14 protein-coding genes and 1 pseudogene are annotated in these 17,972 nt (G+C 41.4%); 5 read left to right on the top strand and 10 right to left on the bottom strand.

What is annotated here, in order from left to right; all coding sequences use genetic code 11:
- Positions 1-22: 22 nt before the first annotated feature.
- A complete protein-coding gene (locus NIES592_RS04780; protein ID WP_062242976.1) occupies positions 23-337 on the bottom strand; it encodes a hypothetical protein in 315 nt (104 codons plus the stop codon).
- A 452-nt stretch (positions 338-789) separates the two neighbouring features.
- On the opposite strand from NIES592_RS04780, the gene NIES592_RS04775 reads away from it, so the two are divergent.
- Positions 790-1,467 (top strand): SDR family oxidoreductase, encoded by a 678-nt coding sequence (locus tag NIES592_RS04775; protein WP_073555078.1) that lies wholly within the window; start codon positions 790-792, stop codon positions 1,465-1,467.
- A gap of 61 nt (positions 1,468-1,528) precedes the next feature.
- Complete coding sequence (locus NIES592_RS04770) at positions 1,529-2,512, top strand: alpha/beta hydrolase family protein (RefSeq protein ID WP_073555077.1); 984 nt, start codon at positions 1,529-1,531, stop codon at positions 2,510-2,512.
- Between the two features lie 261 nt (positions 2,513-2,773).
- Here the strand turns inward: NIES592_RS04770 and NIES592_RS04765 are convergent, their stop codons facing one another.
- The 7 genes from NIES592_RS04765 to NIES592_RS24345 all read right to left on the bottom strand — a co-directional run bounded on the left by NIES592_RS04765 (position 2,774) and on the right by NIES592_RS24345 (position 11,567).
- Positions 2,774-3,214 (bottom strand): secondary thiamine-phosphate synthase enzyme YjbQ, encoded by a 441-nt coding sequence (locus tag NIES592_RS04765; RefSeq protein WP_062242967.1) that lies wholly within the window; start codon positions 3,212-3,214, stop codon positions 2,774-2,776.
- Positions 3,215-3,350: 136 nt separating this feature from the next.
- Positions 3,351-4,538 (bottom strand): pyridoxal phosphate-dependent aminotransferase, encoded by a 1,188-nt coding sequence (locus tag NIES592_RS04760; RefSeq protein ID WP_062242964.1) that lies wholly within the window; start codon positions 4,536-4,538, stop codon positions 3,351-3,353.
- 435 nt (positions 4,539-4,973) lie between these two features.
- A complete protein-coding gene (gene metK / locus NIES592_RS04755) occupies positions 4,974-6,176 on the bottom strand; it encodes a methionine adenosyltransferase (protein ID WP_073555076.1) in 1,203 nt (400 codons plus the stop codon).
- Positions 6,177-6,387: 211 nt separating this feature from the next.
- A complete protein-coding gene (locus NIES592_RS04750; protein WP_073555075.1) occupies positions 6,388-9,570 on the bottom strand; it encodes a cation-translocating P-type ATPase in 3,183 nt (1,060 codons plus the stop codon).
- A gap of 315 nt (positions 9,571-9,885) precedes the next feature.
- The gene (locus NIES592_RS04745) at positions 9,886-10,695 is read right to left on the bottom strand and encodes a creatininase family protein (RefSeq protein WP_062242953.1); all 810 of its coding nucleotides are present in this window, start codon (positions 10,693-10,695) and stop codon (positions 9,886-9,888) included.
- 10 nt (positions 10,696-10,705) lie between these two features.
- A complete protein-coding gene (locus NIES592_RS04740; protein ID WP_062242951.1) occupies positions 10,706-11,356 on the bottom strand; it encodes a Uma2 family endonuclease in 651 nt (216 codons plus the stop codon).
- A 28-nt stretch (positions 11,357-11,384) separates the two neighbouring features.
- A complete protein-coding gene (locus NIES592_RS24345) occupies positions 11,385-11,567 on the bottom strand; it encodes a hypothetical protein (protein WP_143168339.1) in 183 nt (60 codons plus the stop codon).
- Positions 11,568-11,586: 19 nt separating this feature from the next.
- Between NIES592_RS24345 and NIES592_RS24340 the strand changes: the two are divergent.
- Both NIES592_RS24340 and NIES592_RS04735 read left to right on the top strand, forming a co-directional pair.
- A pseudogene (locus NIES592_RS24340) lies at positions 11,587-11,748 on the top strand (UV damage endonuclease UvsE); the annotation flags it as partial.
- A 55-nt stretch (positions 11,749-11,803) separates the two neighbouring features.
- Positions 11,804-13,402, top strand: coding sequence for an Hsp70 family protein (locus NIES592_RS04735; RefSeq protein WP_073555074.1), 1,599 nt, complete (start codon positions 11,804-11,806; stop codon positions 13,400-13,402).
- A 370-nt stretch (positions 13,403-13,772) separates the two neighbouring features.
- Here NIES592_RS04735 and NIES592_RS04730 read toward each other — a convergent pair whose 3' ends face one another.
- On the bottom strand, positions 13,773-14,252 hold the full coding sequence (locus NIES592_RS04730; protein WP_073555073.1) for a hypothetical protein: 480 nt from the start codon (positions 14,250-14,252) through the stop codon (positions 13,773-13,775).
- Positions 14,253-14,898: 646 nt separating this feature from the next.
- Between NIES592_RS04730 and NIES592_RS04725 the strand changes: the two genes are divergently transcribed.
- A complete protein-coding gene (locus NIES592_RS04725; RefSeq protein ID WP_073555072.1) occupies positions 14,899-15,078 on the top strand; it encodes a Sec-independent protein translocase subunit TatA/TatB in 180 nt (59 codons plus the stop codon).
- A gap of 140 nt (positions 15,079-15,218) precedes the next feature.
- Here NIES592_RS04725 and cphA read toward each other — a convergent pair whose 3' ends face one another.
- Positions 15,219-17,921 (bottom strand): cyanophycin synthetase, encoded by a 2,703-nt coding sequence (cphA, locus tag NIES592_RS04720; RefSeq protein WP_073555071.1) that lies wholly within the window; start codon positions 17,919-17,921, stop codon positions 15,219-15,221.
- Between the last annotated feature and the right edge of the window lie 51 nt (positions 17,922-17,972).

Below are 17,972 nucleotides of genomic sequence, written 5' to 3'. Positions count from 1 at the left end.
TAAATCTAAAATCTAAAATTTATTAGCTGGTTGCTTCTACAGGTTTTTGCTGAGAAGCATTACCAGGTATTGGTTCCATTTTTGTTCCTGGTTCCATAGGAGCCAATTCTATATGATTTAACAAAGTGGTTACAAAAGCAAAAAGTAAGAAAGGTAGAGATAACAAAACAACCAGTCCAACCGCAGCTAAGGCATAAACTGGACGTCTTGCACCCATTAGGGCTAGGGCTGATGCCAAACTAACGGTAATCGTAATCAACCAAACAATAATTTGACCGTAAATATCACCAAAGGTAAGAGTGCAGACAAATCTATACTTTTGAATGTTATTTATCATTTTATTTGCCTCTAGTATCTCCTTAGGTTCTACGTTAGAACCAGGTTTGAATTTTCGACAATTTCTAAATATTTTTGAAACAATTGTAATATGACTTAACAATTGATACTGTCTTCAGATAGAGTAATTCTCAAACTAAATCACTCTTTGGATATGTATCTTTGCTCAGACCAAAAACTATGTGTAAAGTATCAATGAGGTTGCTTTCAACTTGTGTGAAATTCATATAGTAATCCTAAATAATTTGTGAAATTATCTGCTTCCCTTTCTCTGTGTTCTCTGTGTTTTTGCCGTTTTTACTGACAATTCATTTTCACCAATCAAATAGAACATCTTCTGCTCCAACAACCATTGCTATATCTGGTCTAAGTCTACTATTTTGAGTACTTTCCTCACTAAAAACAGGTATAGTTAATATTTGTTGAATAGTTCTAAATTCTGTAACAACACCTATGACAACACCATCCTACATTTTTCTAGCTGGAGCCAGTCGAGGCGTAGGACGAGAAATAGCCCAATGCTTGACCTCGCAACAATTTAAGATAAAAGCACTTTTGAGAACTGATGCAACTCGCCATGAATTAGAAACAATGGGAATTGCAGTGGTTCTGGGAGATGCGATGAATGTTGAGGATGTCGAACGTGCAATGTTGGGAGATGAACCTATTGATGCTGTGATCACAACAATTGGTGGTTTAGCTAAAGATAGCAGCAGAGCAGATTATATAGGTAATAAAAATCTCATTGATGTGGCGGTGAAAGCAAGAGTCAAAAAGTTTATTTTGGTAACTTCTATTGGTAGTGGCAATAGTGTTGTCGCTTTATCTCCGCAAATATTAGAAGCATTACAGCCGGTTTTAATTGATAAGGAAAAAGCCGAACAACATTTAATTGCCAGTGGACTGAATTATACTATTATTCGCCCTGGTGGATTACAGTCTGAATCGGCAACTGGGAATGGAGTTTTAACCGAAGATCCACGTATTGCTGGTATGATTAATCGCGCCGATGTGGCACAGTTAGTTTGCCGTTGTTTAAATTCTGATGCTGCCAATAATAAAGTTTTGTCAGCAATAGATGCAAACATGCTGTTTGGACAACCACAGTTTGAAAAATTTAACGTGGATTGATTTGAGAAAATTTTGCTTGGCAGTTAAGATTTGATATGAGTAACGTAAGATACCCTTTGACATGACTGTTCGTGCTTTTTTTCAAGCAGCAAAAGTCGAGAGTGCTGAGTCTCCTTACGATACGATTTATCTCAAAATCTTGTATCCAGCACAAATGTCAGGCAGCCATACAGAAAAGAATATGGGAATTGTGCCTGCCGATCGCCAAAAAGCCCCCTTTCCAGTAGTGATTTTTTTTAACGGGTTTAACTGTGAAGCCCATGTCTACCAATGGCTAGCTGTTAAACTGGTTGAACGTGGACTGGTGGTGGTTACATTTAACTGGGTTGCCGAAAATCTTCCCGGAGTAGTAAGCCTGACTCCAGGAGTGGATATCACCACATGGAAGCCTGAAATTTATGGTACTGTTCCCACTGCTTCTGCTTTACCTACATTGCTTGCAAAAATAGAACAGTTGCAAGGAGAGGGTATCTTAACTGGAATGCTGGACTTAGAAAGGGTTATTTTAGGTGGACACTCCGCAGGCGGGAGAGTAGCCATAGAAAACGCCAACCCCAGTTTTTTCCCACAGGTAGCAGCATCTTTTGCTTATGCTGCGCATTCTATGGGAGGAACAATAATGGGATACGAACCTGGTACGATTTTGCCTTTACCGGATTCTCTACCGATGTTATTGATCGGGGGAACTTGTGATGGAGTGATTACTAACAGTAGCGATCGCTATGGGATCACTTCAGGCGATCCAACTACTGCTGTGATGCGTACATTCCAAGAAGCAATTGCTGGTGGAAGAAATGATAGCTATTTGGTGTTTCTAGAGGGAGCAAATCATTTTACAATTGCTAATCCTTTCGATTTTACCACAGGTAGAGCATTTCTAGATTTTCCAACTACCCAAAGTCCAGAAGCATTACAGTTATTAATAGCAGATATAATTGGTTTATTTATTGATGCCCATGTTTGCCATCAAGCGAAAGCATTTAATGAATTGAATCGATTATTGAATAATTCCAATACTTTGATTCAATCATGGCAAAGTAAGTAATTAAATCCAATATCAATGTTTATCTGTGTTAATCGGTGTTAATCGGTGTTCGTCATTTCTTGATTTTTGGTTGTGGTTGCAAGTTGTTTCGATAGTCCGATGATTTTTGGGAAGGCGAACACAGATGCACACAGATACACACTGATGTTTTATCGGTGTTCGTCATTTCTTGATTTTTGGTTGTGGTTGCAAGTTGTTTCGATAGTCCGATGATTTTTGGGAAGGCGAACACAGATGCACACAGATACACACTGATGAGATTTATTCTCCGGAGATTTGACAAAATACAGTTCTTTTGCGTGGCCCATCCAATTCAAAAAATAAGACAGATTGATAAGTTCCCAAAGCTAATTTGCCATTAACAATAGGAATTATTTCACTGTTATTCAGTATCATTGCCGTGAGATGAGAATGGGCATTCATTGGTTCATCTAGTGGAATATTTTTTCTTAGATGCAAGTCGTTATGTAAGTAGTGGTCTGATTCTGGTGCTATTTTTTCTAAAAAAACTTTGATATCTGTTAATAATCTTTCTTCATATTCATTAATAGCCAAGGCAGTTGTTGTATGTCTAGAAAAAACTAAGACTTGACCATTTTGAATTGGTGTTGAAGAAATCATCGCATCAATTTGAGGAGTGATATTATGAATATTAATTCCTTGATTAGTTTCTAATTCAATGAATTTGTTGATAATGGGCATTTTTGTAAATTTTAAATTTCAAAATATTACCAAGATTCATAATAACATTAGAATAACTAACCACTAAGGCTCTAAGGCTCCAAGAAATTAATTAATTCTTTGTTTATTAGTGTTTTTGTGTTTAAGCACTCAAATTTTAACTATTAACAATCTTTTTCAAACCTCTAACTAGTCTTTCTATCCCCTCTTTTGCTGTCTGTTTTTGCAATGCACCATAGGCAACACGCAGATAACATCCCTGATGCATACCAAAGGTAGTTCCGGGAATAACTGCAACTTGATGTTGTTGAATTAATCTTTTGACTAATTCAAAGGCTTCTATTTCGGTGTTAACTTTGAGAAAGAAATAGAAGGCACCATCAGCAGCAGCAATTTTACACAATCCTTCTAAAGACTGGAGAGAATCTATTACCAATTCTCGCACTTGAGCGATCGCTGCAATATTATTTCGCAAATATTCTGGTTTTGCCTGCAAGGCACCCAAGGCTGCATACTGGGAAACTACAGGCGGACAAATTAGATTTGTATCCTGGACTTTTTTAACGGCGACAAGCAGGTGTTTGGGGATCACCATATAACCGATGCGCCAGCTAGCAAAACCGTAGGCTTTGGAAAGGCTATACAGAGAAATAGTGTACTCACTACTATTAGGAAATGCACCAGGGGAAGTGTGTTTGACTCCGTTATAGGTGAAGTATTCATAGGCTTCATCGCTAATGTGGTAGATACCGCGATCGCGACAAATTTGATTGACTGCTTGTAAGGCTGCTTGGCTATATACAACCCCAGTGGGATTGTTAGGAGAAATTGTCACTATAGCTTTTGTTTTTGGAGTGATAGCCTGGGCGATCGCATCGGGACGTAGTTGATAATTTTCATCGGTTTCTACTAAGACTGGATGACACCCCACCATAGTAATTGCCATTTCATGGTTGAAATAGTAGGGTGTATTCAGAATAATTTCATCCCCGATATTAGTAATAGCAAGAATGGCATTGAGAAAGCCCATGTTGCTACCAGCAGTCACAACAATACTATTGTTTGTATTGATTTCAATATTGTTAAAAGTTTGTAATTTTTCTGTAATTGCTGTTAGTAATGGTGGTATTCCTTCTACAGCTTTGTAGAGATGATTTGTTGGTTCAGCTAAAAATTTTGGTAAATATTCAATGGCTTCTGGTGGTGGCGCGTAAGCAACAACACCTTGCCCTAAAGAAATTGTTCCGGGATTGTTTTTAATCAATTCGCCGACTACAGGTATAATCGGCGACTGCACCGCCTCCATCCGAGAGGTAATGTTTTGCTTGATAATAGCTTGATTCATCGAATGCGATCGCTACATAGTAAATATTTGATAACTGCAATCAAAATAGTTTAATTGATCCTCATCATATGTCATTATTAGTAGATTCATAGTTCTGTTGGTTTTAGTGCATGAAAGGTGGCTGCGGAAGTCAAACTTTAAGCAAGTGCCTTTCTGCCGTATCTAATGGGGAAAATTTTAGGCTGGCAATTTGCTTAACTAAAGAAATTTAAGTGAAATACAAACTAGGCAGTCGATTGCAAATGAACCTAATGCTTGGCGCTGGGACTTTAATCTGAAGTCCGAAATTTGGAGCGATCGCAAGCGCCATGATCAGCTTTTTAACTGCCATTTTAATTGAAGTTTTCTGCGGTCAAGGATTTCTCCACTAAGGGTGGACTTGGTGGTTTAAAAATCAGCTTGCTTAACCACCAAGATCCTAATACATCAAGGATTTCATCCTAGTAAAGCCGTAACTATATCTGTTTCTTCCCACGGCACGGTTCCGAGATCTGTCCTACCCACATGACCGTAGACGGCTAGTTTGCGGTAATATCCTCCTTTGGAGATTGCAGGCAATAACCGCAAGTTAAATTTCTTAATAATTCCCGCTAGCCGAAAATCAACATTCTTTTCCAAAAGCATCGTAATTTCTTCATCAGAAATTTTGCCTGTACCAAAGGTCTCTACCTGGATGCTGACAGGTCTAGCCAGTCCCATTGAGTAAGTCAGTTGCACTTCACATTCTTCTGCCAAACCTGCTGCAACAACATTTTTCGCCGCATAACGCGCAGCATAAGCACCAACTCTATCAATCCGGGTGGGATCTTTACCACTTAAAGCAGCACCACTGTGGCGAGAATATTCTCCGTAAGTATCGATCGCATTCTTTCTCCCAGTTAACCCCGAATGTACAGATGGGCCACCAATAGCAAAATGTTGGTTAAAGTCAATAAAGATTCTCGTCTTTGCATCAGGCTGAATTTTTTCTTCTGCAAAGACATGATCAATAATCATCTCTTTAACTTCTTGCTGGAGTGTCTTATCATCATTCTTGTCTGATGTAAAATTAGACTTTTTACTTGCCAAAATCGAGATACTATGGATTCTATGGGGTTTGCGATCGCGATATTCAATCCCGACTTGAGTTTTACCATCCGGTGCAATGTAAGGCAGTATTTTCTCGTGTCGTACAGTAGTTAGTCGCCTAGCTAATTGGTGCGCCAACCAGATCGGAAGTGGCATTAAAGCAGGAGTTTGATTGCAGGCAAAACCAAATACTGTTACCTGATCCGTAGCTGGAATTAACTCTATTTCATCATCCGCTAATTTCCTTGCATCCCAATAACGATAGCTACTGGACTGTAACTCCTGAACACTAGTGATAATACTGCAAGTTTTAGCATTAAAGTCAGGTTCATCATAGCCAACCTGCTCAATTACCTTTCTAGCTATTTTCGTAAAATCTACAACTGCATCCGATTCAAATCTCGCAGCAATGAATACCAGCGCCGTTGCTACAGCACATTCTGCAATTACATGAGAATAAGGATCTTTTTGCAGGAACTTATCAACAATTGCATCACTAATTTGATCACAAAGTTTATCCGGGTGTCCCTCCGTGACAGATTCAGAACTAAACATAAAATCTTTTTTCATATCTTTAATTTTTTCTCAATTCATAACCAAAACTTTGCGTTCCTTTGCGCTTCCCTTTGCGATCCTTTGCGTTTCAAAAATTATTTAACCACAGAGGCACAGAGAACATAGAGATAAGAGCTTTTTGATCCACCTTGAAAGGGTTAGGAATGAATCTTAAAACGTAAAGGTACGGCATTACCGTACCTCTACTAAATTATTTGTCGATTATTCACGAAGAGACAACAACAGCAGTAGTTTCTAATTCTACCTCCTGTTGTTGGGCTGCTTCCAATACAGGGCTAGTGGCAGAGTCATCTTGACTACCAGCAAGCAGACGTGGGAAGTTGTGATTTCCTCGCAAATATCTAGTTGCTATTTCCTTTCTACCCTCGTTGAACAGGAATGGTAATACCGCACTACTACCAATCACCGCAGTATCAACAAAATTGATCGGCGAGATTTGCAACAGACCTTTGAGTCCAGGTACGATCGCAGCTAGAATCTGGAGAACAAAAGAGCCACCTATAGCCATATTTAAGTATTTATTCGGCGGCAGTTTTTGCTTGCTGAAGATTGTGTGAGTCTGGGAACGACAGGTGAAGGTATGCAACAGCTGGGCCATTGTCAAACTCATGAACCCGATGGTGCTGGCTTGCGGGCCAAAACCATAACGGCTGATGCCATACCAGTAGGCTGCTAATGCACTGGCAGACAATGCTGCTGATTCCACCAGGATTCTACCAAAGTCTGCATTTCTAATGATTGGTTCTTTGGGATCACGGGGTGGTGTGAGCAACACATCCGGTTCTGGTGCTTCCATCGCCAAGGCTAAAGCTGGGAAGATGTCTGAGACTAAGTTCACCCACAATAGTTGTATGGCTGTCAGGGGATGACCGATACCAGCTGTTGTAGCCGCTAACATCACCATGATTTCGCTGGCGTTGGTAGATAGCAGGTAGTGGACGGATTTGCGGATGTTGTTATAGATTGTCCGTCCGTGGCTGACGGCAATAATCATGGTTTCCAAATTGTCGTCTTCTAGGATGACGTCTGCAACTTCCCGGGCGACATCTGTACCTGTGTGTCCCATTGCGATCCCGACGTCTGCAGCTTTCAACGCTGGGGCGTCATTGATGCCATCGCCTGTCATCGCCACGACTTTGCCGCTACTCTGCAATGCTTGCACAACTTGCAATTTGTTCGCAGGACTGATTCTGGCAAAAACGTGAACGCGATCGCATAATCCTTTCATTACCTCTGGTTCGAGGTTATTCAGGTGGGTAGAGTCGAGAATTTGCAGCTGTTCGCCTTTGCTGAGATTCAGTTCTTTACCAATCGCGTAGGCGGTTGGGCTTTGGTCGCCTGTAATCATGACTGTATCGATTCCCGCTTGATGGAAATCTTCCATCAATCCTTGCACACCATTTCTAATGGGATCGATCATGCCGACTAATCCCAGCCAGATCAAGTCGCGAGTATGGATAGTTTCGGAGTCATCAAGTTGGTAAGCAGCCCCTAATACGCGCAGCGCTTTACCAGCCATATCATCGTTGTCGTTTTCAATGGCTTGTCTGTCTGCTTCAGTAAGGGGAACTTTTTCGCCGTTCTGAATTTGCCAACTACATAGACTGAGAACTTCTGACGGACTACCTTTAACTGCGATCAGCTTTTGCTGTTCGTCTGGGGTGGCGTGCAGTGTCACCATGTAATTGCGTTCTTGGGAACGGTGATTGATCTTCAGTCGCGGATAATTTGCTCGCAGACTGGCGACATTTACTCCTGCTTTGATCGCAACATCAATCAGGGCATTTTCAGTGGCGGAACCTCTGATGGTGTACTCATCACCTTCTTTTTCAACTTCGCTTTCGTTACATAGCGTTAAGACGTGAATCAGCTTTAACAGCTGTTCGTTTTCATAGGGATTAACCGTTTCGTTACCCAAGAGTAATTGGTCAGCAGATGCTTGGATACATTTGTTATCCGTACACAGTTCTACGACTGTCATCCGGTTGGCGGTGATCGTTCCGGTTTTATCCATGCAGATTGTCTGCACGGAACCCAGGGTTTCGACTGCATCCAAACGTCGAATCAGGACGTTGTGCTTTCTCATGTTAGCGATCCCCAGGGCCAGAGTTGTAGTCGCTACTGTGGGTAGACCTTCGGGAACTGCTGCTACTGCCAAGGAGATGGATGACTTGAGCATTTGTAGCAGGGTGTTACCACGCCACAATCCGATACCAAAGAACAAAACACAAACTGCGCCTGATACCATGACTAGCTGGCTACCGGCTTGGTCTAGCTGTTTCTCCATCGGGGTTTCAGGCAAGGTGGCTTCAGTGACCATCATCTGAATCTTGCCCATTTCCGTGTATTTACCAGTGGCAACTACTACCGCCGTTCCTTGCCCTCCAGTAACTAGTGTCCCCATGTAAACCATGTTGGTGCGATCGCCTAAGGGAATATTGTCACCAACTAGAGTCTGAGCAGATTTGCTCACGGGCATACTCTCGCCAGTTAGTGCCGACTCATCTATGCTGAGGCGACGGGCTTCTAAGAGTCTGGCATCTGCTGGCACGTAACTACCGGGTTTGAGAATCAGGATATCCCCGATGACGATTTCCTGAGCACTGATTTCTACAATTTTGCCATCACGAAGTACAAACGCTGTGGGATTAACTAGATTCTTCAGGGAGCGAATCACCTTTTCGGAGTTGCTTTCTGTGGCGTAACCGATCGCAGCATTAATAACCACAACCCCTATGATCACTAAAGCATCTACTAAGCCACCGGTAGCAACGGAAACACCAGCTGCAACCGCTAAAAGTCCTACGGGTAAAGATTTAAACTGGTCAACGAACATACTTAACCCGGAGCGGGGGTCTGCTTCTGGTAAAGCATTAGGCCCGTATTTTTTTAGCTTTTCTTGTGCTTTTTTGGTGGTTAATCCTGATACTTGAGAAGTTTTTAACTCGGTAATAACTGCATCAGTTTCTTTTAAATGCCAAGTAGCAATTTCTTGTTCCTGAGTACTGGCTGTCAGCTGATGAGATTTTTTGTTGCTTGCGGGTAAATTTTTCGGCTTTTTCTGAAATCGATTGATTTTTTTTGCTGCCTCGGCTATTGAGCTATGACTTTGTTTGACATACTCTATAACCAGACGTTCAATCTGTGCAGCCAGCGCTAAAACACTATGTCCTGGTCGGTAGAATACCAAAACATTACCCGTGGAGGTATTGGCACTCACTTGTGTAATGCCTTGCGCCTCTGACAACTTCAACTCTAGGTATTTCTTGAGAGCTTCTGAGCCTTGCAACCCATTGATTTTATACCTAGCCCTCCCTTCAACAGCAGTATGCAATGCACGAACAAGAGCATCCCGACTGCGACGGGAGACGTTGCAGTGATTGTTCATTTTTTCATTCGGTTGTGAGAAAAACTACTTCACTTAGAATTTCTAATTGTAATCTTTATTCTAGTCTTAACCTAGTTTTAATGCAAAAAAATTAACTAACTTTATTGATTTTGGAACTTAAGTAAGCTGAAAAGTGCTATTTTCCAACATTTATTTTGTAAACAAAAATTAATCTCAGCTATTGCTTTGTGTCTAGTTGGAAATGTGAAGCAATTATAGTCTTTAATTTTTGTGTTTTGGTACACAGTTTGCCGGAAATAATTGTTTTTTAAACGCAAAGGCACACGGAGGAGGCGCAGAGGGACGCAGAGTGAGTTAATTTGTTGTTTTTGGTTGTTGAAATTTGTAGATGTCTTTGATGGTTTGTACCCAACCATCGGCTAATGATTCCCAGATGCGATCGCCTTTTTCTTTTGTGGCTGTTGTTGGATCTCCGATGACACCACTTTGGGATAGGTCTTTAGTTGCCCAAGCAAAGGGTAGCTTACCTTCCATACTCAGAACGCTATCTTTAGGTAGATTTTGCGGATATTCGGTAACTGCGTCCGTCATTTTGACTTGTTCAGGCAAAATTGCCAGCATCAAAGAAGTTTCTGCATCTCCGGCGTGAATACCTAATTCTAGTTCTTGGGGTGTGAGCAATTCTTTGGCTATGTTTGATACTCGCCAAGTAAATAAAGGAAAGATACAAAAGTCATTATATTTAATATGCAAATCTCTGGCGACTAGTTCGAGAATTTGCGGTTGTCCACCATGAGAATTCATAAATACTAATTTGCGAAAACCTGCACGATAAATGCTTTCTGCAACTTCCATTAATAAAGAAATTAATGTTTGGGAAGTGAGGGTAATAGTACCGGGAAAATGCCAATGTTCGTTAGATTTACCGTAATAAATATTAGGTAAGGCATAAGCTGGAATATCCACATCTAATTTAGATAAAGCTTTGCCTAAAACAGCTACACTAATTGCAGAATCGACAATGATTGGTAAATGTAAACCGTGTTGTTCAATTGCACCAATGGGTTGAATGATGACGACGTTTTGTTTGTTTGGCATTTTTGCAATATCTTGCCAAGTAAGATAGGGAAAAAATCTTGCTGGAGGAATGAAAGAGTGTAGCATAAGTATATGATCATTTGTTATTGGTCATTTGTGTTTCAAATTCTTCCAAGGCTTGAAGATTTCCTACTCGCCAGGCTCGTTCTACTAAAGCAGGAATAATTTGCGTTAATTGAATATTTTCAAAAAGAGGACTAGTCTCAGATTTGAGATAAATTCCTTGACTCAGCAAATAGATAGTAAATTTACCGCTATCATAAACCCAGACTTCTGGGACACCAATTGCTTGATAAGCTTCAAGAGTAGTTTTAGAAGTTACATCTGTTTCTATTGCTAAATCTGGTGGTGGATCGTCTGGTTGGAGGCGGCGACGACCTATCATACGTTGATAATTTTTAATGTAAAAGCAAGCATCAGGTTCTACTCCTGCGGTTCCTTCTTTTTTAAAAGTGGTAGAACCAAAAGGTTGAAATTTAATGCCCTTAGCTTTCAGTAATGTTTTAACAATATCAGAAAGAAGGTCTCTGGGGATTTCATGTTCGGGTAAAGGAACCATCATTTCTAAAGTATTTTTGCTATAGGCTATTCTCGCACTTCGTTTTTCTCCTAATTCCTGCAAAATCGATTCAAATTCTTGCCAACTCACATTTGGAATGGTGATGGCGCTACCGGGAGCAAGTTGCATTTGGCTGACAGGTTTGACAACGGGAGTGACAGCAGTCATAAAGCTGAGGTTTGAGAGAGTCTTCTAACTAATGTAATTCACTCTGCAATACGCTGTAATTGGTGGCAAAAATCCAATTTTGATTCAGGTGCGATCGCATCTGATGTATTTGAAGTTGCAAAATAGTTTTAATGATCAGCGATCGCCCTTGTCTAAGCGCAGGGTATAGTAGGTTTATTTCTGTCTTGAGATACTCATCTTTCAGGGGCAAAAATTAGTTAAATCGAAGATCTAATGGGGAAGAAGCTTTTCACGATAGAAAGCATAGTGATTTAATTACTGCTATGCCGAGTGTTTACCACCAAGCACCTTGGATTGAAGTAGAAGCGAAACACAAAGAAGAAGCGATAGCTGATTTGCGTTCTTGGTGGCTGTTAGAGAATAATTTTTAGTAAAAGTTGAAGTAGCTGTTTGCGTCTTGGCAACAAAAACGCAAAATTAGTAGATATGGCGATCGCAATCGATTTTGGTACAAGTAACACAGTTATTGCTCGTTGGAATCCTGTCACCCAAGAGTCAGAAACTCTGAATTTACCTGGTTTATCAGTTCAACAAAGTCTGAATCCGCCACTTATTCCCAGTTTGCTTTATGTAGAAGATGCTACAAAAGCACAAGTTTTGGTGGGGCAACAAGTGCGCGATCGCGGTTTAGACTTGAAAAATGATCCCCGCTTTTTCCGTACTTTCAAACGCGGTATCGGTACGGATATCCAAGGTTTTCTACCGGAATTAGATGGGCAAATAGTTACTTTTGAACAAGTTGGACAATGGTTCCTCAACCAAGTGATTACACAACTAGCACCGATGCAGGGGGGGTTGGAATCACTGGTATTAACTGTACCTGTAGATAGTTTTGAAGTTTATCGTTACTGGTTGGGTAAGGTTTGTCAAGCACTACCAGTCGAACAGGTGCGGATACTCGATGAACCGACAGCCGCTGCTTTAGGTTATGGTATGGCAGACCAAGAAGTAATCTTGGTGATTGATTTTGGTGGTGGGACGCTAGATTTATCTTTGGTACAGTTGGATAAAAGCGTCAAAACAGCTAGTAAACCCGTAGGATTTTTACTGAAGTTTGGTAATAAATCTTTAGCTGAAACTTCCAAACAAAAGGTGAAAACTGCCCGTGTTTTGGCGAAAGCAGGACAAAATTTAGGTGGTTCTGATTTAGACAATTGGATAGTTGATTATTTTGCCAAAACTCAAGGTTTAACAGTCAGTCCTTTGACAACGCGACTGGCGGAAAAAGTAAAAATTCAGCTATCAACTCAAACCCAAGCGAGTGAAGTTTATTTCAATGATGAAACTTTTGAAAGTTATGAATTGGAATTAGATCGAGAGACATTGGAAGGTATTCTCACAGAACACTCATTTTTTGAACGGCTGGATGAGTCGATGACTCAACTATTACAACAAGCCCGACGTCAAGGTGTAGAAGTCGGGGATATTAATGCTGTGCTGTTAGTTGGTGGCACAGTACAAATACCAGCAGTGCAAACCTGGGTAAAGCAATATTTTACATCAGAAAAAATTCGTTGCGATCACCCGTTTGAAGCTATTGCCCAAGGTGCTTTGCAAGTAACTCAAGGCATAGAAATCAAGGATTTTCTCTACCATAGCTACGGTATCCGCTACTGGGATAGACGTAATAATCGGCACAATTGGCATCCAATTATTAGAGAGGGACAACCTTATCCCATGACTCAGCCTGTACAGTTAGTTTTGGGTGCTTCTGTAGAGAATCAGCCCAGTATTGAGTTAATTATGGGTGAATTGGGGTCAGATACAGGTGGTACAGAAGTTTATTTTGATGGCGATCGCATGATTACCCGTCGTCTTGATAACGGTGTCACAACTGTCAAACCCCTTAATGATAGAGATGGGGCGAGGACAATTGCTAACCTTACACCACCAGGTTTTCCCGGAAGCGATCGTATTAAAATCCTGTTTTTAGTTGATGAACAGCGCTTTTTGCGAATCACCGTTGAGGATTTACTCACAAATGAAACTCTATTGGAAAATCAACTTGTAGCACAATTGAGTTAGGAATTTTCAATATCACATTCCTAAGTCATTGAATTGATTAGAGGCAAAATCCCCGACTTCTCTGATAAGTTGGGGATTTGCACTTTGCTATTCTTACAAATTATATTAGGAATACTATATATTTTTCTCCTGCAATTAACAGCCTTTTGCATCTAGATAGAGTATACCCCTCCCTAACCCTCCCTGTTTGTGGGGAGGGTGCGCGTAGCAAGGATGGGGTTCTTTTGTACCTCACTCAAATCAAATCTGCTGTAATACCGATTTGAAAAAAGAATGCGACAAATAGATATTGTAGAGACGCGCTGTTTGAAGCGTCTCTACATCAGGGTCTATTGCAAACATTTATTGAATCGGTATAATCTTCTCAATCTCATTTTTTTAGCTTAAAAATACTGACCAACATAATAAATCCCGGAGCCGCAAGCCATAACCAAAATCCAAGCAGCAATTCATGTAATGCTAATTTTTGAAATGGAGTACTACCAGCAGGTAATCTGAACCAAAAAGCTGATATTGTTCCCAAAAAACCTACGATAATTGATATTAATGCAGTTAAAATTGACCAATTATATTGTTGTCGAAAAAAGAAAACACACGATGTCCAGTAAGCTGGATTAGCCAACCACCCAATACTAGGTGGAATCACAAGCAGTAATAATCCAAAAAATCCTACTAAAGTTAACTCAGCTCCTGTCATTGTAGTAATTTTATCTGTCAGTGTAGCGATTTCAACTTTATTGTTTTGCCGCCCAAAGGTAATTTCAACTATTTTGAAGGCAAGAGCTGGTAAGCTAAGCGCTATTCCGTATAAAAACAGTGATAATCCAATGAAAATTACTCGATTTGTCATTTTGTATTTCTAGAAGAGGTGCGTGATTTAATCTCAAAATTTTAGAACCAAACAACTACGTTAAAACTACAAGCTCATTGACGCCTTCTCCGAAAAGTTTAGTGTGCCTGTACAAATCTTACTTAACAGTCGCCCACAACTTAAAATACTAACCATCGCTTGCCAAGCATCAGATTTTGTATATCTTACTTTTCTAGAGCGATCGCTTCTGGTTTATCTATGGCACTTCTATATCATTTGTGAGAATCGCAAAGCTCATCTCCCCGAATTTTTGGAAAAGTCGGTGAGCTTGTCTCTTACGGATGATTTGGGAATCCTATATCTCAAACATTATTGCAATTAAGTTTCAATCCCTAATAGGGATTTATTTAAGTTGCAACATTTAAAATCAGGTAAAAAAGTCAAAGTACTACGATCGCCATAACACTAGGACTTCAAAATCGATTTTTCTTTGTGTCTTTGTGGCTTTGTGGTTCAAAAAAGATGCTCAATCAATTGTGTGCGTAAGACTTATGACGTAGTTCGATCCTTTGTGGCTTTGTGGTTCAAAAAAATTGCTCAACCACACACCCCAAATAAAATCACAACATCATCTATACATCCCACCCTACTATATTTTAAGTAGAGTTTTTCACAGGAGACACTTATGTTTGGACTGGGATGGACAGAAGTAGGGGTAATCACGATCGTCGCCTTGTTAATTTTTGGACCGAAAAAAATCCCCGAACTCGGAAGCGCACTAGGCAAAACCTTGCGGGGTTTTAAAGAAGAAATGAATAAAACCACAACTGATGAGGATAGCAACCCCGAAGAAGAAGAAAAATAAAAATAGTCATTTGTTCTTGGTCATTAGTCCTTTGTGTTTACAAATGACCAATGACAAATGACCATTGACTAAATAATCGAATTGACAATTAACCAAGTACGTATCTGGGTATCAAATAATATATGACAAATGACCATTGACTAAATAATCGAATTGACAACAGATGAAGTCACACCCATTTGAGAATCTACAGCTGCGGGGGTGGTATTTTGTTGCGGAACTTCTTCTTTCACAACACCACGACCCTTAATCAACTTAATGGCACGATTGACGCTTTCTGGTAAAATCACCACCAAACTGTTCTCAGGGGCAATATCCAAGGCTTTGTTAATGGCTTGGGTTTCATCCAGAATCGCTTCATATTCGTAATTGGGGTTGACTTGCTTAATACCTTGAATAATTAATTCCGCAGCCGAACCCCGCGCCCTACCTCTGGTGTCATCATCTTCTTTGACAATTACGTAGTCAAAAATTTCGGCTGACAACTTACCCAAAGCTACAAAGTCTTGATCACGTCGATCGCCAGGTCCACCGATAACGCCAATGCGATCGCCATTTGTCCAGTTGCGGACAAAGGAACCTAAAGCTTCGTAACTATGGGGGTTGTGGGCATAATCTACCAAAGCGTGGAAGTTACCCAAGTTAAACAAGTTCATCCGTCCTGGTGTTTGACTTACCGAAGCCCGGAATGTATTTAAGCCAGCCCGAATTTGCTCAATTGACACATTTTGCACAAACGCCGCTAAGGAAGCTGCCAAAGCGTTGGCAATCATAAATGGGGCCCGTCCACCCATTGTCAAGGGAATATTTTCTGCCCGTTCGATCCTGTGTGTCCAATCACCTTTTAATATTGACAAAAAGCCATTTTCGTACACTGCTGCAACTCCACCCTTTTGGATGTGGTTTCGCACCAATTCCGATTCTGGGTTCATAGTGAAGTAGGCAATATTGGCTTTTGTTCGTTCTGCGATCGCAGCCACGCGGGGATCATCGGCGTTAAGAACAGCGTAGCCATCAGGATAAACGGCTTCGGCAACCACACTCTTGAGATGTGCCAACTGGTCGATTGTGTCAATGTCACCAATACCCAAGTGATCAGCAGCAACATTTAACACTACACCGACATTGGCGGCTTCAAAGGCCAAGCCAGAGCGGAGAATCCCGCCCCTAGCGGTTTCCAAAACTGCTACTTCAACTGTCGGGTCTTGCAAAATTAACTGAGCGCTTTGTGGGCCTGTGTTGTCCCCGACTTCTACTAAATAATCTCCGATATAAGTTCCATCTGTGGTCGTATAACCTACTACCTTACCGGTCTGTTTGTAGATGTGAGCCAGGAGGCGGGTAGTGGTCGTCTTGCCGTTTGTACCTGTGACACTCAAAATCGGAATCCGACTAGCTTGTTCGTTGGGGAACAGCATATCAATCACTGCCCCTGCAACGTTACGGGGGGTGCCTTGACTAGGGGCAACATGCATCCGGAAGCCGGGAGCAGCATTGACTTCCACAATTACACCATCAACCTCTCGTAAGGGGCGGCTAATATCCGATGTGACGATATCAATGCCGGCGATATCTAAACCGATAATCTTGACGATACGCTGGGCTAACCAAACATTTTCTGGGTGAATTTCATCTGTTCTATCTACAGCAATACCACCCGTACTTAAGTTTGCCGTTGCCCGTAAATAGCAAATTTCGTCTTTCGCTAATACACTGTCGAGGGTGTAACCTTGCCTTTCCAGTAACTGATAACTGGTACGATCTAGTTCAATTTTGGTGAGAACTTTATCATGTCCCTCACCACGATTTGGGTCTTTATTGGTTTCCTCTATCAATTCCGCAATGGTAGATCTGCCATCACCAACCACATGAGCAGGTACACGTTCCGCAACTGCCACTACTTTGCCGTCTACAACCAAGACTCGATGGTCACGTCCCTTGTAATACCGCTCTACAATAATTGAGCGAGAAATTTGTCTGGCGGCGTCGTAGGCTACCTCTGCTTCTTCCCAATTTTGGATGTCGATGGTGATGCCACGTCCGTGATTTCCGTCTAAGGGTTTAATAACAATGGGATAGCCACCAACATATTCAATTGCTTCTGGCAAATCGTCCAAAAAGTTAATTACCGTACCTTTGGGAACTGGTACTCCTGCATTTGCGAGTATGCGTTTGGTGGCTTCTTTGTCGCAAGCTAGTTCTACTCCCAAGATACCGGTGTTATCGGTCATGGTTGCTTGCATCCGCTTTTGGTTGACACCATAACCCAGTTGAATTAAGAAGCGTGCCCCTAGTTGCATCCAGGGAATACCTCTTTTTTCAGCTTCTTTGACGATTGACTCTGTGGAAGGCCCCAAGGCTACATCACGCCATAAGTCTTTCAGATCTTGTAAATCTTGTTCTAGCTCCGCCTTTGGATAACGACCTCGGTCAACAATACTTTGGCACAGCCGGACTGCGGCTCTACCTGCATAGCGTCCGGCTTCCTCATTTAGATACTCAAAGACGACTTGGTAAACACCCGATGTAGACGTTTCCCGAGTACGACCGAAACCGACGTGCATACCGGCTAATTCTTGCAGTTCTAAGGCTACATGTTCCACAATGTGACCCATCATGGTGCCTTCGCGTACTCGCATCAAAAAACCACCACGACAGCCAGGCGAGCAGTAGTGACCTTCCAGACTAGGCAGAGCCTCAACTAGTCCTTCATAAAAGCCAGGGATTTCATTCGAGGGCGTCTCGGCAAGATTTTCTAGATCCAGGCGCATGACGATCAGCTTGTGGCGTCGAATGCTCCAGTAGTTGGGGCCGCGTAAGGTCTGGATTTTGAGGATTCTCATGGGAATAGGTAGATGGAGATTCGGAACCAAAATTCTAGTTTCTTACTGAAA

The organism is Fischerella major NIES-592 (assembly GCF_001904645.1).
GTDB classification, from domain to species: domain Bacteria; phylum Cyanobacteriota; class Cyanobacteriia; order Cyanobacteriales; family Nostocaceae; genus Fischerella; species Fischerella thermalis.
This window is presented reverse-complemented; position numbering and strand designations above follow the sequence as displayed.